This window comes from Anabaena sp. UHCC 0451 (assembly GCF_034931405.1).
Lineage (GTDB): Bacteria > Cyanobacteriota > Cyanobacteriia > Cyanobacteriales > Nostocaceae > RDYJ01.
This window is the reverse complement of sequence record NZ_JAYGHA010000001.1, coordinates 161,495-185,596: the sequence shown is the minus strand read 5'-3', so window position 1 is coordinate 185,596 and position 24,102 is coordinate 161,495. Positions and strand designations below refer to the sequence as shown.

The 24,102-nt window shown below is 37.4% G+C and carries 18 protein-coding genes; 8 read left to right on the top strand and 10 right to left on the bottom strand.

Annotated features, from left to right (window positions below; all coding sequences use genetic code 11):
- Positions 1-42 precede the first annotated feature (42 nt).
- The 4 genes from VB694_RS00765 to VB694_RS00750 form a co-directional block, all read right to left on the bottom strand.
- Positions 43-2,727: a type I secretion system permease/ATPase gene (locus VB694_RS00765; RefSeq protein ID WP_323358401.1), complete on the bottom strand. Its 2,685-nt coding sequence runs from the start codon at positions 2,725-2,727 to the stop codon at positions 43-45.
- Positions 2,676-3,434: a peptidylprolyl isomerase gene (locus VB694_RS00760; RefSeq protein WP_323358400.1), complete on the bottom strand. Its 759-nt coding sequence runs from the start codon at positions 3,432-3,434 to the stop codon at positions 2,676-2,678. The genes VB694_RS00765 and VB694_RS00760 overlap by 52 nt, the downstream gene beginning before the upstream one ends.
- Before the next feature lie 256 nt (positions 3,435-3,690).
- The gene (locus VB694_RS00755) at positions 3,691-4,449 is read right to left on the bottom strand and encodes a TIGR00297 family protein (RefSeq protein ID WP_323358537.1); all 759 of its coding nucleotides are present in this window, start codon (positions 4,447-4,449) and stop codon (positions 3,691-3,693) included.
- Position 4,450: 1 nt separating this feature from the next.
- Positions 4,451-6,181 carry an EAL domain-containing protein gene (locus VB694_RS00750; RefSeq protein WP_323358399.1) on the bottom strand — a complete coding sequence of 577 codons (1,731 nt, stop codon included), beginning with the start codon at positions 6,179-6,181 and terminating at the stop codon, positions 4,451-4,453.
- A 284-nt stretch (positions 6,182-6,465) separates the two neighbouring features.
- Between VB694_RS00750 and VB694_RS00745 the strand changes: the two genes are divergently transcribed.
- Complete coding sequence (locus VB694_RS00745) at positions 6,466-7,917, top strand: GTP-binding protein (RefSeq protein ID WP_323358398.1); 1,452 nt, start codon at positions 6,466-6,468, stop codon at positions 7,915-7,917.
- Between the two features lie 96 nt (positions 7,918-8,013).
- On the opposite strand, the gene VB694_RS00740 is transcribed toward VB694_RS00745, so the two are convergent.
- Complete coding sequence (locus tag VB694_RS00740; protein WP_323358397.1) at positions 8,014-9,648, bottom strand: mechanosensitive ion channel; 1,635 nt, start codon at positions 9,646-9,648, stop codon at positions 8,014-8,016.
- 147 nt (positions 9,649-9,795) lie between these two features.
- Here VB694_RS00740 and VB694_RS00735 point away from each other — a divergent pair, with 147 nt between their 5' ends.
- Entirely contained in the window at positions 9,796-10,536 is a 741-nt protein-coding gene (locus VB694_RS00735) for a DUF429 domain-containing protein (protein ID WP_323358396.1), read from the top strand.
- A 206-nt stretch (positions 10,537-10,742) separates the two neighbouring features.
- Here the strand turns inward: VB694_RS00735 and VB694_RS00730 are convergent, their stop codons facing one another.
- The 3 genes from VB694_RS00730 to VB694_RS00720 form a co-directional block, all read right to left on the bottom strand.
- Positions 10,743-11,831: an RNA-binding domain-containing protein gene (locus VB694_RS00730; RefSeq protein ID WP_323358395.1), complete on the bottom strand. Its 1,089-nt coding sequence runs from the start codon at positions 11,829-11,831 to the stop codon at positions 10,743-10,745.
- A 163-nt stretch (positions 11,832-11,994) separates the two neighbouring features.
- A complete protein-coding gene (locus VB694_RS00725; protein ID WP_323358394.1) occupies positions 11,995-13,722 on the bottom strand; it encodes an ATP-binding protein in 1,728 nt (575 codons plus the stop codon).
- Between the two features lie 27 nt (positions 13,723-13,749).
- Complete coding sequence (locus tag VB694_RS00720) at positions 13,750-14,199, bottom strand: DUF29 domain-containing protein (RefSeq protein ID WP_323358393.1); 450 nt, start codon at positions 14,197-14,199, stop codon at positions 13,750-13,752.
- A gap of 262 nt (positions 14,200-14,461) precedes the next feature.
- On the opposite strand from VB694_RS00720, the gene VB694_RS00715 reads away from it, so the two are divergent.
- A complete protein-coding gene (locus tag VB694_RS00715; protein WP_323358392.1) occupies positions 14,462-14,677 on the top strand; it encodes a DUF433 domain-containing protein in 216 nt (71 codons plus the stop codon).
- Positions 14,678-14,907: 230 nt separating this feature from the next.
- On the top strand, positions 14,908-15,228 hold the full coding sequence (locus VB694_RS00710; protein WP_323358391.1) for a hypothetical protein: 321 nt from the start codon (positions 14,908-14,910) through the stop codon (positions 15,226-15,228).
- A gap of 276 nt (positions 15,229-15,504) precedes the next feature.
- Here the strand turns inward: VB694_RS00710 and glgP are convergent, their stop codons facing one another.
- Complete coding sequence (gene glgP / locus VB694_RS00705; RefSeq protein ID WP_323358390.1) at positions 15,505-18,069, bottom strand: alpha-glucan family phosphorylase; 2,565 nt, start codon at positions 18,067-18,069, stop codon at positions 15,505-15,507.
- 416 nt (positions 18,070-18,485) lie between these two features.
- Complete coding sequence (locus tag VB694_RS00700; protein WP_323358389.1) at positions 18,486-18,809, bottom strand: hypothetical protein; 324 nt, start codon at positions 18,807-18,809, stop codon at positions 18,486-18,488.
- A gap of 590 nt (positions 18,810-19,399) precedes the next feature.
- Here VB694_RS00700 and VB694_RS00695 point away from each other — a divergent pair.
- The 4 genes from VB694_RS00695 to VB694_RS00680 all read left to right on the top strand — a co-directional run bounded on the left by VB694_RS00695 (position 19,400) and on the right by VB694_RS00680 (position 23,971).
- A complete protein-coding gene (locus tag VB694_RS00695) occupies positions 19,400-19,528 on the top strand; it encodes a hypothetical protein (RefSeq protein WP_323358388.1) in 129 nt (42 codons plus the stop codon).
- Positions 19,529-20,264: 736 nt separating this feature from the next.
- Positions 20,265-20,948 (top strand): acyltransferase, encoded by a 684-nt coding sequence (locus VB694_RS00690; protein WP_323358387.1) that lies wholly within the window; start codon positions 20,265-20,267, stop codon positions 20,946-20,948.
- A gap of 181 nt (positions 20,949-21,129) precedes the next feature.
- Complete coding sequence (locus VB694_RS00685; RefSeq protein ID WP_323358386.1) at positions 21,130-21,246, top strand: photosystem II reaction center protein I; 117 nt, start codon at positions 21,130-21,132, stop codon at positions 21,244-21,246.
- Between the two features lie 202 nt (positions 21,247-21,448).
- Positions 21,449-23,971: a DUF3769 domain-containing protein gene (locus VB694_RS00680; protein ID WP_323358385.1), complete on the top strand. Its 2,523-nt coding sequence runs from the start codon at positions 21,449-21,451 to the stop codon at positions 23,969-23,971.
- The last annotated feature ends 131 nt before the right edge of the window (positions 23,972-24,102 follow it).

The following is a 24,102-nucleotide window of genomic DNA, read 5'->3' as shown; positions in this document are numbered from 1 at the left end:
AGTCGGGGATCTAGGAATCTAGAGACAATGAAGGTCTCCTGCTTAAATATTAGCCTGTTGTCTTTGATAAAGTGACCAATACAAGCCTTTTTGTTGCAATAAACTGGCGTGTGTACCCCGTTCAGCAATGATACCTTTTTCCATGACTAATATTAAATCTGCACGTTTTAAAGGTGCAAAACGATGGGCAATTAAAAACACGGTACGGTTAGCAGAAACTTTTTGCAAATTTTGCAATACTTGTTGTTCAGTTTCACTATCTAAGGCGCTAGTAGCCTCATCTAAAATTAAAATTGGTGCGCTAGAAAGAAACAACCTTGCTAAAGCTATTCTTTGTCTTTGTCCACCAGATAAAGCTGTACCTCTTTCACCAACATTGTTTTCGTAACCATAAGGTAATTGACTAATAAAATCGTGTGCTACAGCTAATCTGGCAGCTTCTACAACTTGTTCAGCGGTAATATCTGGATTTCCTAGACTGATGTTTTCCAAGATAGAACCATTAAACAAAAAGTCTTCTTGGAGAACTACACCAACTTGTTGTCTTAAAGATGCTAAATCACAACTTTTGAGATCGAAACCATCAATTAAAATGCGTCCCGATTCAATTTGATAAAGACGTTGCAAAAGTTTGGAAAGGGTACTTTTTCCAGAACCGCTGCGGCCAACAATGCCTATAAATTGACCTGGTTTAATATCAAAAGAAATTCCTTTTAATACAGGTTCTGTGTTAGCACTATAGCGGAAGAAAACTTGATCAAAATTAACTTCACCTTTGAGGGGTGGTAAAACTAAACCTGTACCTGCTTCTGCTTCTGGTGCGGCGTTGAGAATATCACCAATTCTATCTACTGAAAGTAGGACTTGTTGAAGATTTTGCCACAACTGCACAAGTCTTAATAAGGGTCCAGTGACTCGCCCAGATAACATTTGAAAAGCGATTAATTGACCAACTGTAAGTTGATGATCAATTACTAATTTCGCCCCAAACCAAAGGATTAACAATGTGGAAAAATTAGTCAGAAAATCACCAATATTACTGCTAATGTTTGAGGTTGTGGAAGCCTTAAAACCAGTTCTAATAAACCGTGCAAATAAACCTTCCCAGCGTTCTCTGGCTACTGGTTCGGCTGCATGGGCTTTTACAGAATGAATACCTGTAATAGTCTCTACTAAAAATGATTGACTGTCAGCACTGCGGTTAAAGGTTTCATTTAACCAATTTCTTAAAATTGGTGTAGCGACAATTGTTAAAGTCGCAAATAATGGTAACACTGCTAAAGCGACAAAAGTCAGGGGAATGTTGTAATAAAACATCAATGCCAAATACACAACAGCAAAGATACTATCGAGAATTACTGTTAAGGCTGTACCTGTGAGAAATTGACGAATTTGTTCTAATTCCTGGACTCTGGCGACTGTATCTCCCACTCTCCTCGACTCAAAATAAGCCAAAGGTAAACGCATTAAATGGCGAAAAAGTTGGGCTGATAAACTCAAATCTAAACGCCGTGCTGTGTGGGTAAAGATAAATAGCCGCAGCATACCCAGGATAGATTCAAATATAGCAACTAACAAGAGGGCGATCGCCATCACATCGAGAGTTGCTAAACTCTCCTGCACCATCACTTTATCAATGATAACTTGGGTTATTAATGGTGAAGTTAAACCCAATAATTGCAAAGTAAAGGAAGCCAGCAATACTTCACTTAATAATTTCCGATATTTCCAAACTGCGGGAGTGAACCAAGCCAGATTAAATTTTTCTTGTTTGGAAATTAATTCAGCTTGCCATAATTTACCATCCCAGCCAGATTCTACTACTGATTGGGTTAAATATTCACATTTAAAATTAAGAGGATTGGCAATAATTAGACAATTACCTTTCATTCCATAAGCTACAACCCAACTGCTAAGAGATTCAGATTTCCACATTAATAAAGCTGGAAATGATAACTGTCTTAATTCACCCCAATTTACCTGTACCTTCCGCAGAATTAACCCTAATTTTTCTGCTGTTTCTGTCACATTTTTAGCACGTTGTCCTCGCAACTGGCGTTGCACCCATTCCAGTTGTACCGGATTATTTAAATATTGTGCCACCATCGTTAAACAAGCAGCCGCAGTATTTCCACTCACTACAAAAGGATATGAAGATGATAGGGGAGATGGGGAGATGGGGAGATGGGGAGGTGGGGAGATGGGGAGGTGGGGAGATGGGGAGATGGGGAGATGGGGAGAAAATTCTTTACCTGTCACCTGTTCCCTGTCAACTTTTTCGTCATCTTGCAAATTCCAAAATTCATCAATTTGAGGATGAGAAAATTCCACCCAAAGCGATGAATTCCAACATACAATTACCACTTCTTTACTAGCAGCTACAGCCTTACAATTAGTAAATAACTGTTGCAAATCGCCAAACCAATCTCCATCCTGTAAGGTCGCTACAGGTTTGCTCACACCTTCTTGGCGTAAACGGACTTTACCAGTGACAATAAAAAACTGATATCCTCCTGTTTCCTGTGACCAAATTTTTTCGCCAAGTTGGTATTGACGAACTTCTAATTGATTTTTAAATTCCGTTTTTTGTTCAGGAGTTAACCAGCAAAATGGCGGTTTTTCCCAAGGTACAGCATCAAGCACATTTACGCTTAAAGATTGATAATTCAGAATATCTAGCTCACTTGTAATTTTACTGTCAGGTTTTGAATTTTCTCCCCTAGCCATTGCTCAAATAACTCATTTTGTAGTGTTTGTTTAAGTTGCATATTTTCTAAAGATGCTGGCAGAATTTGTTCCAATCGAAACAAACTAAACCGCCCATCTAGTTCAATTGGTCCTATTAATTGTCCAGGATTAGCTGCATCCACAGCCGCCCGTAAAATGTCCGGTAAACTACCCCGACTAATTGGTCCCATCATCCCGTTAAAAACGCGCTCATCTGCCAATGAATACTCTTTTGCTAGTTGCTCAAAACTACTTCCTTCTTCAATTTGGGTGTGTAGTTCTTCTGCTAGTTCTTGGTTATCAACCATAATCCGAGAAAGTACAACTTTGTCTAAATAAATCTTTCTTTCAATAAAGTATTCTGGTAATTTTTGTTCTCCAATTAATGCTTTTAATTTTTCTAATTTGAAACTAAATGTCACTGATTCATAAAATGTGGTGTAATCACTACCATTGTTTTTTAACCATTCTTGAAATTTCTGCGGTTCAGTTAGTTGACTTTTTAACCGATAATCAATAATTGATTGTTCAATTAATGCCGTACTGATATCTATGTCATCTCTGGTTTCTAGTTCTTTTTCTAAAATATACTGACGGAGAACATCACTAATAAACTGATTCAGTTTACCAGAGACTTGTAAATACTTAACTACTTGAGAAAGGTCAATTTGAGCGTCATTGACTGTAAAAAATGATGAAGATTCCATGAAATAAATGTGAGGAAATCCCTAAAAATATATACAACTTTTCCATTAAATAATAGATAAAACCGCAGGAAATTAGGGTTCATAATGATAAAGATTCTATGAACTCGATAAATCAAAAATAAATAATTATAAAATTTACCTAAAACATATCAATAATAAGTATATTTTTTGACAAATTTACTAGTATTATTTTCAGCAATAAACATTAAAAAAACAGCAAATTTGCTGTTAGAGTTTTTGAGCTATTGGTAAAGTTTTAAACAAATATTATTTGCCAAATTACAGCCAGAATAATCGCTGAAACTGCCCCAATTAGCGTATTTAGGATATTGACAACTTCGTTGGTGAGCCAAGTATATTTAGATTGTAATGTCGCACCAATTACACTTTCTGCGTTTGTAGCGATAAATGCTGCAATTACACACCAAACAATTCCTAAGACATCAATTAAGTTTACACCCCAACCCACAAATGCGATCGCTACTGAGCCGACAACACCTGCTAAAGTCCCTTCTAAACTGACTGCCCCTTCTGTACCTCTAGCTACAGGTTGCAGCGTCGTAATCAAAAAGGTACTCTTTCCATAAGCTTTACCCACTTCACTTGCAGTCGTGTCCGATAATTTGGTGCTAAAACTGGCTACATAGCCCAAACACAGCAAAAACTTCCAATCAGGTGCAAGCAATACTCCCACCGCACACACAGCCGCAACTAACGCCGAACCCCAAACATTTTCGGGACCCCTAGCACCAGAACGCTTTTCTGCAATTCCTGCTGCTTCCTTTTGCGCCATGCCAATACGCGTCACCCCAGAACCGACAATGAAATAAAACACTACCACTATATATCCTTGCCAGCCCAGTGTTCCCCAAATAATTACACCCAATAACCAAGCATGGAATATTCCCGCAGGTGTTAGTAATTTTTTGGGAATAATCGCCACTATTCCCAACAAAATCGCGTTTAATCCTACACCTATTAACCAGGGATTTAATGATGCAAACAAAGATAACATCTTAGTCATTTGAATTTCGATTTTGCAAAAACTTCTTCAGTTCTTCTATTGGTAAAGGAGGACTGAAAAAATACCCTTGCACTATATCACAATTATTTTTCATCAACCAATCTAACTCATTTTCCGTTTCTACTCCTTCCGCAATGATACTAAGATTAAGATTATCTGCTGTTTGCATGATACTTTTTACAAGTGCTTGCTTATTTTTTAATTTATCAATATTACTAATAAAATAACGATCAATTTTGAGATTATGAAAGCAAAATTCTTGCAAATATTTAAATGATGAGTAACCTGTGCCAAAATCATCAATTGATATTTTAATCCCCTGGCTACTTAAATTATTCAATTTTTGTTTAACTGATTCAATATCATGAATAAAGACTGTTTCAGTCAGTTCTAACTCTAATGTTCGAGGATCAATCTCTGTTTCGTTAATAATATCAATAATTTTCTCACTAAAATTTTCAGTTCTCAATTGGCAAGCTGATATATTAACAGCTATATTTAAATCATTTTCTCCTTCAGATTGCAAGGTTTTAATTTGTGTACAAGCTGTTTTGATGATCCATTCTCCCAAGGTAATAATAAAACCGGACTCTTCAGCAATGGGAATAAATTCTGCTGGAGAAATTATCCCATGTTCTGGATGATGCCAACGAATTAATGCTTCTACACAAACTACTTTTCCTGTTTGAGTATTAACTTGAGGTTGATAGTAAAGTTGAAATTCATTTCTGTTTAAGGCTTGATATAAATCAGTTTCTAAAATGGCTTTTTTCAAAAAAGTATCTAGGATTTCCTGACTATAAAAGTGATATGATTTTGTCTCTTGTGATTGGTAATTATCCAGAGCAAATTCTGCACAACTAAGTAATTGGCTAAGTTCTAAACCGTCATTAGGATAACAAGAAATTCCTATTTCTGCCTTTAAAAATACTTCTTGATCATTGATGAATAAAGCTGGGGAAATGGTATCCAAAATATGTTGAGCAGCATCAGAAATAATTTTAAGATCATCACAAGGTTTCAACAAAATAACTAATTGTTCCGTCTTTAAATGTCCAATCAATTCAATAAAATTATGCTGGGAAATTATATTATTTAATCTTCTAGCTAATGTTTTAATTAATAAATGCTTCCACCCAGGTTCAAAAAATAATTTATTCCGGTGCAGTATATCTACATTAATCAGGAACAAGGGTAGTATTTGACATTCATTATAAACTTGAAGACGGATTTTATTGAAATGCTCTTCTAAAAAAATTTTGTTAGGTAATCCCGTTAAGTTGTCATGACGAGCTAAATAGAGAAATTCGGTTTCCAGACGCTGTATTTGATTTATATATTGTTGAGTAACAACTTGACGTTTTTGGAATTGAGTCTTAATTGCTTGCAAAAGTTCAGGTGCTTCAAATGGCTTAGTTAAGTAGTCATCAGCACCAAGTTCCATTGCTTGACGCAAATCACATCGCTCGACTTTAGCAGTTAAAAAAATGAAAGGAATTATAGCGGTGAATGGATCTTGACGTAATACTTGAATTAAGCTATAACCATCTAAACGAGGCATCATCACATCACAAATAATCAGATCCGGCTGATATTGTTCAACCATCTGTAAGCCCAGCCAACCATTTTCTGCGGTTTTAGTGGAGAATCCTTCAATGTCGAGAATTTGCTGAATAAGCTCGCGCATGATGAAATCATCTTCAATTATTAAAATCTTTCTCATTTGGTAATGCTTGATTAAAGGTACTAATTTAGATTATTAGTTGATTTTAATATCTTTATTTATATATACAGCAAATTGAAAGTCAATGAAATACAAACTTCATGTCAAAACATGGCTAATAGCAATTCTGTATGATAACTTGCATGGCATAGCCATATATGCGCCCAATTCAATATCTTGGGGATTAAAGATAAACGTAGACGTGATAGCAGACTGATGGCTGACGAATGACTAATGAATGCTTAGGATCAATATAGAGATTAATTAAAAATATCAAATTTTATATGACATCGACATTACCCGAACCTGAACCTAGCAATTCACCCAACTGGGAGAAAGAACTAGATAGCGCCATTTTTTCCTTTGAAGATATTCAAGCAGAACTTAACTATAAACAAGCTAAAACGGCACTGCGAAATTTAGTTAATAATCTTAACCTCACCACCCAGGAAAAATCAGGCTTGGAAGCAGAGATTTCCGATTTAGAAACCATGTTGAACAAATTAGAAAGCATGGTGGTACAGATTGCGGCTTTTGGGATGGTGGGACGTGGTAAGTCTTCCTTGCTTAATGCTTTAGTAGGACAATCTGTATTTGAAACTGGACCATTACACGGTGTAACTCGTACAGAACAAAAGGTGAATTGGACAATTACTGAAGAAGTGATTGGTGAAACTGAACGGGCTTTACGAGTTACTTTACGTAGCAATAATCAATCCCAAGTAGAATTAATTGACACTCCTGGATTAGATGAAGTCGATGGTGAAACCCGCGCTGCTTTAGCTGAACAGATCGCAAAACAGTCAGATTTAATTCTGTTTGTCATTACTGCGGATATGACAAAGATGGAACATGAAGCACTTTCACAGTTGCGGGAAGCTGGTAAACCGATCATTTTGGTATTTAACAAAGTTGACCAGTATCCAGAAACTGACCGGATCTCCATTTACGAAAAAATTCGGGATGAGAGGGTAAAAGAGTTAGTTTCACCGGATGAAATTGTCATGTCTGCGGCTTCACCGTTGGTAAAAACTGCTGTAGTTCGTGCTGATGGGAGTAGAGGTATACAGTTGCGTCAAGGTCATGCTCAAGTTGATGAATTAAAACTGAAAATTTTAGAAATTCTGCAACGGGAAGGTAAAGCTTTGGTGGCTTTGAACTCGATGCTTTATGCTGACATAGTGAATGAGCAAGTTGTGCAGAGAAAATTAATTATTCGGGAACAAAACGCCAATGAGTTGATTTGGAAAGCGGTGATGACTAAAGCATTAGCGATCGCTCTCAATCCTGTTACCGTAGTCGATATCCTTAGCAGTGTTGTCATTGATATTGCTCTAATTTTAGGTTTATCTCAACTGTACGGCATCCCTATGACAGAAAGCGGTGCCGTACAGTTGCTACAAAAAATCGCCCTGAGTATGGGCGGAATTGGCGCTAGTGAACTACTAGCAAACTTAGGATTAAGTGCATTAAAAAGCTTACTAGGAATTTCGGCATCAGCTACGGCCGGAGTTGCCTTAGCGCCTTATGTATCAGTAGCCATAACTCAAGGAGGAGTAGCTGGTGTTTCTTCCTATGGTATCGGACAAGTTACCAAGGCTTATTTAGCTAATGGGGCGACTTGGGGACCCGAAGGACCAAAAGCAGTAGTTAGCCAAATTTTGTCAACTTTGGATGAGACTTCAATTTTGAACCGCATCAAAGATGAATTATTGACAAAGGTAAGAAGAAGGTGACTGGGGACTGGGGACTGGGGACTGGGGACTGGGGACTGGGAAGAAACGATCAATTACCCATTACCAATTACCAATTACCAATGACCAATTACCCAATCAATCTTTACTTTTGAAAGAAGCTAACCATTCTCTCATTTGTTCTTGGGCGACATCACGGCCACCTAAACCAAAGGCTAAAGCAATAGCGACAGCGATCGCCCCAAATAACAACCCAAAGGCTAAATTAACAATATCAGGAGCAACACCAATCTGTTGTAACGCCATTGCTGAAACCAAGGCAATGATAGCAATTCGCGCCACTTGCGCCAAAATTCTAGTTTGGGAATTACCAGAACTGCTGATAATACTAAAAGCTAGATTTGCCAAAAACAAACCCACAGCAAATACTACCAATCCTGCTAAAATCCGACCTAAAATAATAACAATGCCTGTTACCAATACTGTCAGTGCGGGAATATTTAAAATATTTACTGCGGCGACAGTTGCAAACAGCATAATCCCCACCAAAACAATAATGCCAGCTATCTCGGAAGGGGTGCGAATTGGGGTAGTGGGTGTTTCAGAAGTTGCTGTTTGCTGAGTAAGTGATGGTAAACCCAGAACAGTGAAAATGTTGTTAAAACCTAAACTGGTGAGGATGCTTGTTACCAACTCCGAGACAAATTTACCCAGAAAATAGGCAACAATTAAAATGCCCAATGCTGTAAAAATACTGGGTAAAGTATTGAGAACCTGTTGCAGCATTAAAATTGCTGGGGCAGAAATAGCCTCAATTTTGAGCGCATTCAAACCTGCGATCGCCACAGGAATCAAAATCAAAATGTAAACAATCGTGCCAATAATTGTTGATAAAGATTGTACCCCCGTATTTGGAGACAGTCCAAACCGACTTCCCAGATAGTCAATGCCAGTTGTGTGTAGTAAATTAGTCACAAGCCGGCGGACTATATTAGCCAAAAACCAGCCCACAGCCGCAATTAATATTGCTGCCAAGATATTAGGCAGAATAGAAAGAATTTCCGTAGTTAAAGCTTGAACTGGTTGTAGTGCTTGTTGCAGTCCCAAAGTATCCAACACTGGAACAAGAAACAGCAAGAAAATGAACCAATACAAAGCACTACCAATAGTCTCACTTAGAGATAATTGATTTAAGCCCGGTGTACTGTCTTCACCTAAAAACTGATCTAGTCTAAAAGTCTGTAACCCGCGCACCGTCAGAAGTTTGACAATAGTTGCTAAAAACCATGCCGCAGCTAAAATTATACCTGCACCGACTATTTTGGGCAAAAAGCCAATTACTTGATCGAGAAAATTATTCAGTGGACGAGAGGCCACTTCTAGACCTAAATTCTGTAAAACAGCCACCACTGTTAACAGAATGATACTCCAAAATACCAGACTAGAGATTAATTTCTCTATCTGGGGAACATCCTGAGTACCAGTAATACCAGCAGCAATGCGGTTATCTATGTTTGTGTTATCAAGAATTGTCTTAGTAGCCTTAGCGATAATCGCAGCCAGTAGCCAACCCACCAACAAAATCGCCGCAGATCCTAATAACCGGGGGGTAAACTGAATTAGTTGTTCAACAACTCCTTGGACATCATTAACTCCTTTACTTACTTCTGATGTCTCCGTTGGTAAGCTTGACGATTGTGCTAAAAAATACTGCACCCTGTTCGACAAACCAACTCCTGTCAACTGGGTGATTCCGTGCCAAGTTGTATTCATGGTTTTTCGATATTTAACTGTATATACTTGGAAACTATGACACTATAGGAGAATCTGTGTCTAAAACAAAACTTCTGAAAGAAAGATTTATTTTTTGCCAGTATTCATGCCAAATGTAATAATAATTGCATATTTAAGCTAAAAATTATGAAATTTGTCGGCATTGATTTTGGCTGGAAATCCCAACCCAGTGGACTATGCTGTTTAGAATTAATAGATGGAGAACTGCAACTACTGAATTTAGATCGTCAAGATGCGATCGCAGACATCCTCACTTGGATAGATAAAAAAGTACAAGCGGATGAAGGTGCGATCATTGCCGTAGATGCACCGACACTAATTCCCAATTTTACAGGGAGTCGTTTACCAGATAAACTCAGTCATAAATACTTTGGTAAATATCACGCTGGTTGTTATCCAGCAAACCAAAATCTAGCCTTTGCAGAACGCACTATTAATTTTGGTTTAGAATTAGAATCGCGTGGTTTTGCACACGCACCAACCATCGAACCGCAAAAACCCAACAGATATCAAATCGAAGTTTTCCCCCATCCAACCATAGTTAATTTATTTAACTTAGAACGCATTCTTAAATATAAAAAAGGAAAAATCCAAGAACGTCGTTCAGAACTCATTAAACTATATAATTACATCCTCAATATTCTCCCTGCAATTTCTCCTCCTCTGCGTTCTCTGCGTCTCTGCGGTTCGTTTCCTTCAGAAATTCCCTACACAGGAAAAGAACTCAAAGAAACAGAAGATAAACTAGATAGTTTAATTTGCGCTTATGTAGCTGCATATTGGTGGTTTTGGGGGACACAACGTAACCTAGTTTTAGGAGATTTAAGCACAGGTTATATAGTTGTACCTGAGAGGATTTGTATCTAAAACCTACAATCTAAATAAAAATCGCTCTCACTTTGTTGGGTTTCTACTATACCACGAATGTAAGTATTCAGCTATAGCAATCGTTCATACTCAGATCCCCGACTTCTAAGATCAATTTATCATTTATGGACACAATAAAAAAAAGAAGTCGGGGATCTTATCGCCTCACCTGAATTCTTACCCACGAATACAGTTAATTGCTTGGTCTAATAATTTTCTCCTGACGTTTTACCGCGTTTTAGACAAAACTCTACTGTTTCGGAAATATCAAGAGACTTTGAGGTATTACCAGCACGAATATAGAGTTCTGATTTTTTATCTTTCCCTTGCATGATAGCTATTATATCTGATTTTCTGACATCAATTGCACAGACTGTTTTACTGTCTATTGTCTCAAATCTAACCGTAACTAATGACATAAAGCCAGCACCAATGCGATCACAAATTAGATGTACAATTGTCTGTTCAAATTGATCTAGGGAACTTTTGGAAAGTATAGCTAAATCTTGCTCTAAACCAAAAATATTACCATTATCTTCAACTCCAATAATTAGAGTTCCTCCTTCAGAATTGAGAAAAGCAGCAATAGTTTTGAGGACACTAAATCTCAAATCCTCATTTTTCCGATTTTGTCTAACATCCCATTGCAAAGTGCTTTTATATTCTAATGTCGGACTTTCTGGTAATTTTATAAGTTGAGAAATTGGTTGTAAATCGCCTATTTTTCTAATGGTAGTTAAAAACCGTCTTAATTTTCGTTCCTCAAGTAATGCGTTGAGGGTATCTTCATTATCTGCTGTTTCAATCACAGTTTTATTAATGACTGCAATATATTTACCCCAATAGTCTTTTTCTAAAATTTCTAGATTTTCAGTTATCCACTGTTCATTGTGGACATTACCCCAGCGATTAAAATAGGTAATGGCTTCTTGGATAGAATCGTGGAGAGCATCAAAAACATTACCCCCCATATTTTTAGAAATATAGTCCCATGCTCCCAATTTAAAAGCATTCCGGCAATCTATCACAGTGTCGTTAGCAGTGAGGATAATCACCACTGATGAAAGATTACGTGCTTTTACCTGTTCGACAATCGCAAATCCACTGTTATCTTGCTCCATTCGCATATCAGCAATTATCACATCAAAAGGATCACCTAACTTTTCTGTTGCTTCAACTACACTAGCAGCCGTCTCAATATGACGATAACCGTAATCATTTAACCACTCTAAAAGTTCACTGAGGTAACGAGGATTATCTTCCACCAGTAGCAAATGAATATTTTCAGTCTGCATAATTCTATGACTTTGACGGCTTGAAAAAAGGACATAAAGTAAATTATACTATTTGCCAGTATAACCCCATAGTGAGACTGATACCCAGATCCCCGACTTCTGACATCAATTTATAATTTGTGGACAAAATCAATCAAAGAAGTCGGGGATCTTATCACCCCACCTAAATTTTTACATTTTCGCTTTTTGTATAAGGAATATAGATTTTAAATTTAGCTCCTTTCCATCCAGTTTCTTGGATGTATCCGTTCATCTGTGTTAATGTTTTGCGGATGATAAATAGTCCCAACCCACTACCATAACCTTCATTAGCTGTAGTTTTTAGAGGTTGAAATATCCAATCTTTTTTATCTGAGGGAATTCCTTGACCATTATCATTAAACTCAATTAATAGATATTTTTGCTCACCTGGAATATTAGCACCACGTACTCCCACAGGATTGATAATATCCTCTGTAGATATGGAGATGTTTAAATCTAGTTTTTTAGCATTGTGTTTGAGAGAATTTTCTACTAATTCATTTAAAATACTTTTGATCTTTTCTTCATCACCATTAAACTCTGAATCACCATTTGCAATATCTAAAGTAATAGAAGCATTATCAATATGAGGGTTAGCTTCCCATTTTTCAAATATTTTTTTGATTTTAAAATGATGATTCTTAATTTTGATACCTTCATTAATAGCTTTGAGATCATTAAGAGCAATTTGAGTAAATTTGAGTTGGGTTAATAGTTTTTCAAATTGCTTATAGTGAGGATCATCAATAGTAATTTTTCTCATTGCGCGTCTAGTTTTAGACTCAATAATTGCCAACTCATTATTAACAAAATCAGAAATATCATGAGCAGTTTGGGAAATAATTGCTATAATTTGCTCATATTCATCATTAGCAATAGTGGCAATTTGGGATTTTTCTAATCCTCGACGACGGTTAACTTCTTCAAGTACATTCTCAATATCATTAATAATACCTGTGAGTAAGGGATCTTCTGTTTGAGAAAAACGCAAAATCCGGTAAGCAATCCCTTTAAGAATACTGATTTCATTAGCAATTTTATGATAAATTGCTCGATTTAGTATTTCGGTGTCATTTACACCACTTTGGTAATCAGATTTGACCATTTTAAAATACTCTTCTTCACTTAAATTCAGCGTCAACATTTCCAGTGCTTGAGAATAGCGTGGTGATTCCTCAGCAATTTGTTGTAACATCTTCACAGCAGTTTCATTATGAGGATTATGAGCGAGAATACTTCTAGCACTGGATAGTATTGACTTCTCTTTATCATCTGAGTTAGCAATTGCTAAGTTAAAATATTTATCTCCCTGATCGTACAATCTAAGACAATAGTAAGGTCTTCCTAAGCTGATATGAATAACATTTACATGATATTGCTGTAGGCTATCAAAATCTATCGCTTGAAGTTGAGATATGGCATCTGTGTATTTACCCAACTGCTCTAGACATTTAGCGTATATAAAAGATATATAATTATCAGATTTTATTTGTAAATATTGCTCAAAAACTTCACAAGCCTTTTCAAATTTTCTAGCATCTAATAATATTTTTCCATATTTAATTAGAATATTAGCATATCTAGCTATAGTAATAATATCATCAGGATTAATTTGTAAAGAATGTTCAAAAATCTCACAAGCTTTTTCATGTATTCTTGCTTTAGATAATCCGTTTCCATAGCTAGTTAAAGTAACAATATTATCAGGTTGAAGCTGCAATGACCGTTCAAATAATTCAAACGCCTTATTATATTGTCTATTTTTTGATAATACGTTTCCATGTTGTCTAAGAGTAACAGCATTTTGACAATTTATCAATAAATCGTCAGCCTTGCTAATTAAAGATTGGATATCATTAGTATTCATCATGGTTTATTTTTTAAATTTAAAGTTCATCTATTCCCAAAAGTCCACATTTAACATTGCTTCAATATCACAACTAAACGGCCACGCATCAGGAAATTCACACTGGGGATAACCATTGCGGACAATTTTCAGAGCATCTGCGTAAGCTTCATCAAACACTTGGCTAAAATAAGGCTTGAGACTAGGTGAATTTTTGAGTAACTTTCTGATGCCAATTCTTTGTTTAATAATTGATTCTACCCACCCACGATAACAATCAGTCATGTTCACATAATTCCGCTTGAGAATATGTTCTAAAAGTTCTGCTAACCGATTTTCAAGTTCACGTTTATCTGAGCGCCCCAAATCCTCTATTTCCTCTATCAAATTATCAATATCTAGTCCTTCTATATCTCTATTCCGTAATTTGTGGACAATATCTTCAATCCAGAGTAAATAGTCTTGCTCATATAAAGATACTGCAATCGGTGTCCGTGTCATTGCTGTAAATCCTCTAAATGACCTAATTCCATTTTAAGTGAAATCATTTGTAATGTTAGACAATCAACCTGTAAACTAGGAAAGCTAACACAATTTAAGCTATTTTAACATTTTGATTATTCAAAGCATATTCGCTGAATATAGCATATAGTGATCAATCACATCCTGAAAATCCTCAAATCCTGGAAATCCTGATTCAGACAATTGCCAGTTTACAATTAATGCAAGTGTAACTTTTCCATTTACCAAAGAGGTATAAGTGATGAAGGAATGGGAAAATTTAGATGCCATAGAAAGACAACCTGATAAAGTAAGTGGTGCATGGGTATTTCGAGGAACAAGAGTTCCCGTTGCTGCATTATTTGAAAATTTGCGCGATGGTGCAACTGTAGATGAATTTTTGGAATGGTTTCCACCTGTGCAAAGATCACAAGTTGAAGCTGTACTTAATTATGAGCTTGAAAAATTAGCTGCTTAGATATAATTAGGGTTTGCTGAATAAAACTAAAACCGTTTATTAATAAGGGTTTTGCGAATTTTTAGAACAAAAAAGTGCAAGGGTTTGGCAAATTGAGTCTCAAAACAGTTGCATTTTTCCTTGTCGGATATAGGAAATTAAGTATATCCAGATGGCTGAAACTGTTCCCTGTTCCCTGTTCCCTGTTCCCTACCCTCACAGACAACTTTTTCAGCAAGCCCTAATTAGAAATGAAAATTCTTTTTGATCAGGGAACTCCTGTACCATTACGTAAATATTTAACAGACCATTCTGTAACAACAGCTTATGAAGAAGGATGGTCTAATTTATCAAATGGAGAACTTATAAAATCTGCTGAATCTAAAGGATATCAAATACTTGTTACAACAGATCAGAATTTGCGTTATCAACAGAATTTGAGCGATCGCCAAATTGCAATTGTGGTTTTATTGTCAACTTCATGGCCAAAAATTCGGACACAAATTGATAAAATTTCTTCTGTTATCAATACAACTGAACTTGGTGATTATCAAGAAATTTCTATCATCTAGTATAATTTACTATTGAACAATTACATCCTGAAAATCCTCAAATCCTGGACATCCTGATTCTGACAAAAATCCTCATCCTGAAAATCCTTAAATCCTGGACATCCTGATTCTGACAAAAAATCACATCCTGTAAATCCTCAAATCCTGTCCATCCTGATTCTGACAAAAATCCTCATCCTGTAAATCCTTAAATCCTGGATATCCTGATTCAGACAAATAAAAAAAGCGTTGCCAAATTCCATCAGCAACGCCTAATATTGAATGAAGATACAAAAACTATTCAGCCCAAGCAATTAACCTGGGTTCATAAGGAGTAGCAAGGTATTGGTTTTGTGGTAACACACGCAAAGATAAACCTTGCAAACCAGAAGTGGTGTAAATGATATCCACGGTGTAAATACTTAAACCTTGGTTATCCTGTCCTTGATAATCCATCACCACAGGAACAGCATTGACAATTTCGCCATTAGCATCAATTGCACCTTGGTATAATTCCACGCGCACATCATCATTTGTTAAAGTGGCTAAATCAACCTTAGCTTTCACAGCTACCGTTTGATTTACCTCAATTTCTGAAGCTGCGGAAACATCAATATCTTTGATTTTGATGTTAAACCATTGTTCACCTAATTTTGCTTTCCAAGCCGCTAATTCCTTAGCAGGTGCATAGTTACTAACGGTGAGAGTATGATAGCGATCGCTGGCAGGAAAATAAGCTCTCTGTGCATATTCCCGCACCATCCGCGCAGTATTAAAAAACGGACAATTTAAACGAATTGCATCCTTCATTTTGTCTACCCAGGGACGGGGTAAACCATCGCCATCACGATGATCATAAAATAGAGGTACAACTTCTTTTTCTAACAACTCATAGAGAGCATTAGCTTCTATTTCATCCTGATAATTAGGATCTTCGTAATTTTCCCCATGTCCAATTGCCCAACCGGTGCGGACATAATCAGCTTCATCCCACCAACCATCAAGTACACTTAAATTAGGCAATCCGTTCATAGCAGCTTTCATACCGCTAGTACCGGAAGCTTCACGGGGACGACGGGGGGTATTTAACCAGATATCACACCCTGCTACCATCAACCGGGCAATGTGAATATCATAGTTAGGAACAAACACCACCTGTTTTTCTAAATGATGTTCGCGGATAAAATGATTGATATCCCTAATTAATTCTTTACCGGGAATATCTTTAGGGTGTGCTTTTCCAGCAATTACAAACTGCACTTTGCGGTGTTTGTTACCCAACAAAATCCGTTTAATTCTTTCCAAATCACGCATCCACAGAGTAGCGCGTTTGTAGGTAGCAAAACGACGAGCAAAACCAATAGTTAAGACATTGGGATCAAGCACTTCTTGCGCTTGGGCAATATCAGAAGCAGAAGCACCACGATCAACTAAATGCTTAACCAAATGTTCCCGCACATACAGAACCATATCTAGGCGGCAGCGTTCATGATTGCGCCATAATTCTTCATCAGGAATAGAGTCCATCCGTTCCCACAGTGGACTATCTGGTGCTGCTGATGACCAGTTTGGACCAAGATAGCGATCGTACAACTCTTGAGTTGATTTAGATACACAACTGCGAGCATGAACACCATTGGTAATAGCTGCAATTGGTACTTCATCAACTGGTACTTTCTTCCACAAACCTTGGAACATTTGCCGGGAGACAACACCGTGGAGTTGTGCCACACCATTAGAAAATGTGGCCATTTTCAATGCCAACACAGCCATACTGAAAGGCGCAGATAAATCACCAGTATTTTCTCGTCCCAGTCCTAAAAACTGTTCTTTGGGTAAACCAAAGATATCTGCGTAGTAACCCAGATAATACAAAACTTTATCAGGAGCGAACAAGTCAATCCCCGCTGGTACAGGAGTGTGGGTAGTAAAGATATTACTAGAAGACACTACCTGTCTAGCTTGAGCATAACTCAAACCTTCTTCCTGAATCAACATCCGAATGCGTTCCAAAGCCGAGAAAGCCGCATGGCCTTCATTCATGTGGTAAGCGGTGACTTCATATCCCAACGCTTTCAACATTTGCACACCACCGATCCCCAGCATAATTTCCTGGTGAATCCGCATATCAATGTCACCACCATACAACTGATCGGTGATGTCGTGGTCATAAGCTTTGTTGGGTTCAATGTTCGTATCCAGCATATATAGTGGTACTGTTCCCACCTGCACACGCCACACCCTAGCGTATACCTTGCGTCCTGGATAATCTACCGCAATCCGTAGCTCTGAGCCATCAGGATTACGTTCCAAATGCAAAGGCATATTATAAAAATCGTTGATGGGGTAACGTTCTTGTTGCCAACCATCAGCATTAAGATACTGAGCAAAGTAACCTTGTTGGTAGAGTAAACCCACACCCACCAGAGGTAATCCCAAATCACTAGCAGATTTGAGGTGATCCCCTGCCAGTACACCCAAACCGCCGGAATAAACGGGTAGACAATCTACCAAACCAAACTCAGCAGAGAAATAAGCGTAGCATTCTTTTGGATTCTGACCGCGTTGTTTGTGATACCAAGTGCGTTCTTGCAAATAATCTTCTAATTGACGCGCTGCACGATCCATTTGTGCGAGGAAGCCTTCATCTTCAACAACTTCCAATAGCCGTTCTTGGTTAATAGTTCCCAGCATCAAAACTGGGTTATGTCGGCTAGATTCCCACAAATCTGGGTCTAAACGACGAAATAAGTCTTTGCTCTCAACATTCCAATCAAAGTGTAGATTGTACGCTAGTTTCCGCAGTGGTTCTAGTCGTTGAGGGATGGAAGGAGAAACGTTAAATGTGCGAATTGGCTGCATAGTGTGGCAAAAGTTTAAATTCAGCTATGGTTATTGTTTACTGTTTTTACTTAATGTTGCCAATTCTTTATACTATGTTTGTGAATTTTTGATGACTTTATTAAGCATTAATAATGATTTTCTCATATTTGGCTAAACTTTACACCAAAAAATGTCTTTGGTCTATGGATTTCCATCACTTAGTTTACCAATTTTCGTAAGCTTTAATTTCTTATTGTTACTTATCCAGTCTATGTATTCACAAAACTTATAGTTATTATTATCAGCATTTTAGTCTAGAAATATTAGACTATCATATCAATTAATAAGCAAAATTTTAATTATTTCTTAATAGTTTATTGATATAAAGTTATACTGGCTTCTCTATATCTGGAGTGGTAGACTGTGACCAAAAGCTGTCGCTTCTACGTTTATTTTTAATTTCCAATAGAAGGCTGATCATGGGTATTATGTGACATGGTTAGAGCCATTGCAGCTGCAAAAGCCATCTCAGCGGCTATTTGATAAGCAATTTTGATGTTTGATGAAGCATACTTATCTGGAAAAGAAGCGTGATTTTTTTGATCCAGTGACTCCTGCTTAACTTTACCCGTGATCACGGCACGCTGTAAAATAATTAACCCATCTAGGTCATCTGAGTCATAATTGGTTTGCAGAAGTTTCTGAATCTGGTTTTGTGCTGTAGCACTCAAATAGCCAATAGTTAGAGCTTGTTGCACAATTTCTTTAATTGCAATCATATAATTTAACCATCCGTGTTACTTAAAAGACATATTCTACTATGTAAGTGGCTCTTTGTCCTGTAGGTAGAGGGTGCAAAGAAAAAAATAACTAATCTGTTGTTTATTAAGAATTTATCATGATTAGTTCCAAACAAACATCATCCTCTTGGCTCATCCAATGAGGTGATTTACAAATTCAAAGTTATAGGCATGAAAAAATACTTAGTTAAATAGAACAAGTCAAATATGTCATAAATTCAGTAATTTCCCATATAAATAATAGATAACCAATTAATCAAAAAAGTGGAAGTTCATGAATTATGTTGGCTTATGCTTCCGGATGAACTATCATAAATTATGAATTAATATGTTTATGATAGGCAAACTATTAAACCTCAAGCTTGACTGAAAAATCACAAATTATTGCAGTATAAAAATATCCGATATTGCAATTTTTACAGATACAAATCATAGAGAATAAACGGATTTTTTACTTAAAGTTGTCCATTGAAAATAAACTATGTTATGGTAAATATCAATTGTAATTAAAAACCGCTAATGTTATTAAAAGCGTGATTCTGTTAGTATATAAATCATTTGTTTGCAGCATGATTAGAGCAGCATACGCTACAAATTCGTTGCCAGACAACCGTCATAACAGTCGAGGAAGTGCTTACTTGTTTGCACCGATGGTCAACTTCAACGTCATGGCAGAAGTAGGTGATACTCCACCCTAGATTTTTATAATAAAAAAAACCTCAGCATTCAGGAATCAGTAAAGGTTTAGCAGTATGCTTTACCCTTAAACAAGCCAGGAGAAAAAAAGTAAGAATTCAGGTAAAGCGATAAGATCCCCAATCTCTTTTATTTATTGTGTCCATAAATGATCAATTGATCTGGTGAATTCGGGGATCTAGATATGAACGATTGCTATAGCTGAATACTTACGAATAAAGTACAGTTTTCGGATTTTCCCAAGTGGAGAAAGTGCCGTATAGCTAACGCCAAGCTATCAGAACAGTTGTAGAATCAGGAATCAAAAGATTCGAGATTTTATCAACAATATTCAGCATGATAGTAAAAGTTTTAGTCATTCTGTCTGCCCTGGTTTTTCTCAGGCTATGCTGGGTTCTGTATTCTGAATCTTAACAAAAACACTAATTATCTTTCCATAAAAATTACACTGTCTGTCAAGTCAAAAGGCAATTCTTTTCAACAAAAACTTGAGTAATAGATAGATGCGTGTCAATACTAAACTACAGGTAGTGTTTGTTGCCATCTGATTTTTTTAATTGGATTGGGGAAAAACTTAATGAATCAAGGTGAAAACTCGCCCTGGCGACTTGTCTTCATTTTTCTCCTTAACTGACAAGTATTAAAATATGCACAACTGTATCAATTTTGCATAAGAAAGCTTTTCTTTGAAGAAAATTCCAACTCTTCAAACAAAATTTATTAGAGAGATTCGTAACCATGATCAACCAACAATATTCTTCCAATTTACAACGATTACAAGAACTTTTTGCCACTACCTTATTAGGTGATTTGCCGACAATTCTTTTAGGTCCCCAATTGAGAAGATTAGTATATCGCCATCTTTTTGCAGCTATGGGTGATCAGGTGTACATTCAGAATGGTGTGGAGTTTCTGGGTACATCTTCTATTGAACTTGGTCAGGGGGTACACATCTTTAAAAATGTCCGGTTAGATGCCAAAGGACACCCAAATAATAGAATCCATTTAGAAAATAGAGTGGCCATTGAGCGCAACGTTGATATAGGCTGTCTGGAAGATACTTACATACACATTGATGAGGATACTTTCATCGGTGCAAATATCTCTATTGCTGGACCGGGAGATATTAGAATTGGTAAAAATTGCATGATCGCATCTCACACTGGGATCTATGCCAATAATCATAATTTTACCGATCCTTTGTCACCAATAAATCGGCAAGGCATTACTCGTCAAGGAATTGTCATTGGGGATGATTGCTGGTTAGGACATGGAGTAACTGTATTAGATGGGGTGACTATTGGTAAAGGTAGTGTCATTGGTGCGGGAGCAGTAGTTAGTAAAGATATTCCTCCATATTCTATTGCTGTGGGTATACCCGCAAAAGTGATTAAAAGCCGAAATGTAAAGGAACTGGTCTAATTTTTAACGGTTGGGTAAGGATGTTGCGGTGATGATAAATCTTTGAGCATTGCTCCCTACTATGAGTTCCTGGACAAAAACCCTATCTTTTTATATGAGGCAATGCCTCCAAAAAAAGACCAGATGTGAGTAAGATAGAAATTGCTGATAACTTTTTTTCTTACCCTTGGGAGATATTTCTATGGTGACTTTAAAAATCGCTGTTTATATTGTTGTTGCCTTGTTCGTAGGAATTTTTGTGTTTGGATTGTTGTCAAATGACCCTGCTCGTAACCCTGGCCGTCGGGATTTAGAATAAGAACACCATAAATCATCTGTAACTGCTAAAAGATGGAAGACACAAAAAGCCTGAAAACTGGCATAAATCTGGAACAATGATACAGTGTCCTCCTCTTGTTGGCTGGCTGCAAGTCAACCAAAAATGAAGGTCGGAAGGCAAATGTTGAATGAATCCTTCCGGCTTAATATCTGGCTGTTTATTAGCTCGATTGTCCTGAGATATGCTTCACCCAGTTTTACCACCTGACTCACTTCCTGTTCAAGAATACATACAACCTGCCAATCCTCTGTCTTCTACTCCTGTTGTAGAGGATGAAACTGGGAAGCAGGAATTTGTAATTCCAGGAAACATCGAGATTTCTGATGATCTAGCAACTCCTACCCAGACCAATCCATATAATTTAGTAGTTGTCAAGCCCTTATCTTCATCTCCTGTTCCAGAAACGTTACCTCCAGAATTTTCTCCCCTCACTGTTTCTAAAAGTGCATCGCTTTTAGGCACATCCTTAAAAGTTGCTAATTCCCAGATGGAAACTGTTGATGCTGATAATTCCCCAGCTGCTACAGTTCCCCAAATTTCTGGTGAAGTTGTCAACCACAAAAAATTATTATTGTCTGAGGCACCCGTTGTCATTGAAACACCAGCCCCAGTTCAACAGAAAAATTATGTAAATATACATAAATTAGATGGTAAAATTAATATTTCTGGAGAAACAGAGACGGGAAAAAATATACCCAGTTCTTTTCTAGTACAAAATATTATTGAGTTCAAGCCACGTAGTCCTGATAACCAACCATCAACTTCTACTACTGTAGAATTTCCCCCAACCCCAGAATCTACTTTACCCGCAGATCAACCGGCTGGGGATACTCCAGAGGTGAGAAAACGAATTGTGGAAGTAACTGCCGATCGCCAAGAGTATGATGAACAAAGGCGAATTGTTACTGCTGAAGGTAATGTAGTAGTACGATTTGATGGGGCGGTTATAGATGCCGATCGCCTACAGGTAAATTTAGATAATTTAATTGCTGTAGGTGAAGGTAATATTGCTCTGACTAGGGGTAATCAAATATTGCGGGGAGAACGCTTTACCTATAATTTTGTCCAGGATAGTGGGGATCTGGAAAATGGCAGAGGCGAAATTTACATCCCTTCAACTCAAACGGATTTTGCTTTGTCTCCTTCCGTAACTACAGATATTACAGCAGGAGGTGTACCTAGTCGCCCACCAAGCGATCGCATTCGCGCTAATCAGCCCGTGACTGGTGTGGGTAGTCCTGGGGGTATAAATGTTACCGTTGGTGGTCAAGCCGATGCTAGTAATATTCCCGGATCAAAAACTGGTGGTATTATTAAACGGATGCGATTTGAAGCCCAGCGCATTGATTTTAATCCCCGTGGTTGGCAAGCTGAGGATGTGCGGATTACCAATGATCCTTTTTCACCACCAGAATTAGAGTTACGAGCATCTAAAGTGACGTTGACGAAAGAAGCGCCTTTGGTAGATAGAATTACTACCCAAAATCAACGTTTAGTATTTGACCAAAATGTGAGTTTACCTATCCCCATTGATAATCAAAAAATTGACCGTCGGGAAAGGGACATTAATCCATTTATTGTCTCTCCTGGTTTTGATAATGGTAAACGGGGTGGTTTGTTTGTGGAGCGTAATTTGAGAGTAGTTAATACAGACAAAACCCGCTGGAATGTCACACCTCAATTTTTTGTGCAGAAAGCTTTTGAAGATGGCGGTAATTTTACTGATTTTCTTGGTGTAAAAACTAAACTGAATAGTGTTTTAGGTCCAAAAACTACAGTCGAAGGTAAGGGAGAATTAACAAGTCTGGATGTTAATAAAATAGAAGATGAGTTACGGGGAAGTTTACGGTTACGTCAGACATTGGGTGAGGTAAATCCCCATACATTGAATTTAGAATATAGCTATCGCGATCGCCTTTACAATGGTACTCTCGGTTTCCAAACTGTGCAGAGTAGTTTAGGTGCTGTGATCACTTCTCCGATTATTCCCTTGGGTAAAAGTGGCATTAATCTGAGTTATCAAGGCGGCACTCAGTATATTACTGCGAATACAGATCGCCCAGATTTACTGGAACCTCAACGCCAAAATGACCGCATTTCTTTAGGTCGGTTACAAGGTAGTGTTGCACTTGGTACTGGTTTCTTGTTATGGCAGGGAAAACCCTTAGCACCAACTGCGACAGAAGGATTAAAATATACACCAAATCCTGTAGTTCCTTACTTGCAAGCGATCGCTGGTGTTACAGGTACTACTAGTTATTACACTAGTGGCGATAATCAAAGTACCTTAATTGGTACAGTCGGCTTAGTCGGCCAGGTTGGTCATTTTTCTCGACCATTTTTTGACTACACAGCCTTTAATGTTAGTTATTCCCAAGGATTCAACAGTGGATTATCACCATTTTTGTTTGATCGTTCTGTTGATAATCGAGTCTTGAGTGCTGGTATTTCACAGCAAATATATGGACCATTTCGCTTAGGTTTACAAACATCAGTGAACTTAGATACAGGTCAGGAAAGTAGCACAGATTATATAATGGAATATAATCGCCGTACTTATGGTATTACCTTGCGTTACAATCCCGTCTTGGAATTAGGTGGTTTTACTATTCGTATTAGTGACTTTAACTGGACAGGTGGTACTGATCCGTTTTCTGATGGAGAAGTTAAACCAGTTGTCAATGGTGTACGTCAGGGTAATTAGGTAACAGAGAATAAGCATTCGGGCGATAATTTATCGGTTTTTTCCCAAGTAGGGGCGAAGCATTCGGGCGATAATTTATCGGTTTTTTCCCAAGTAGGGGCGAAGCATTCGGGCGATAATTTATCGGTTTT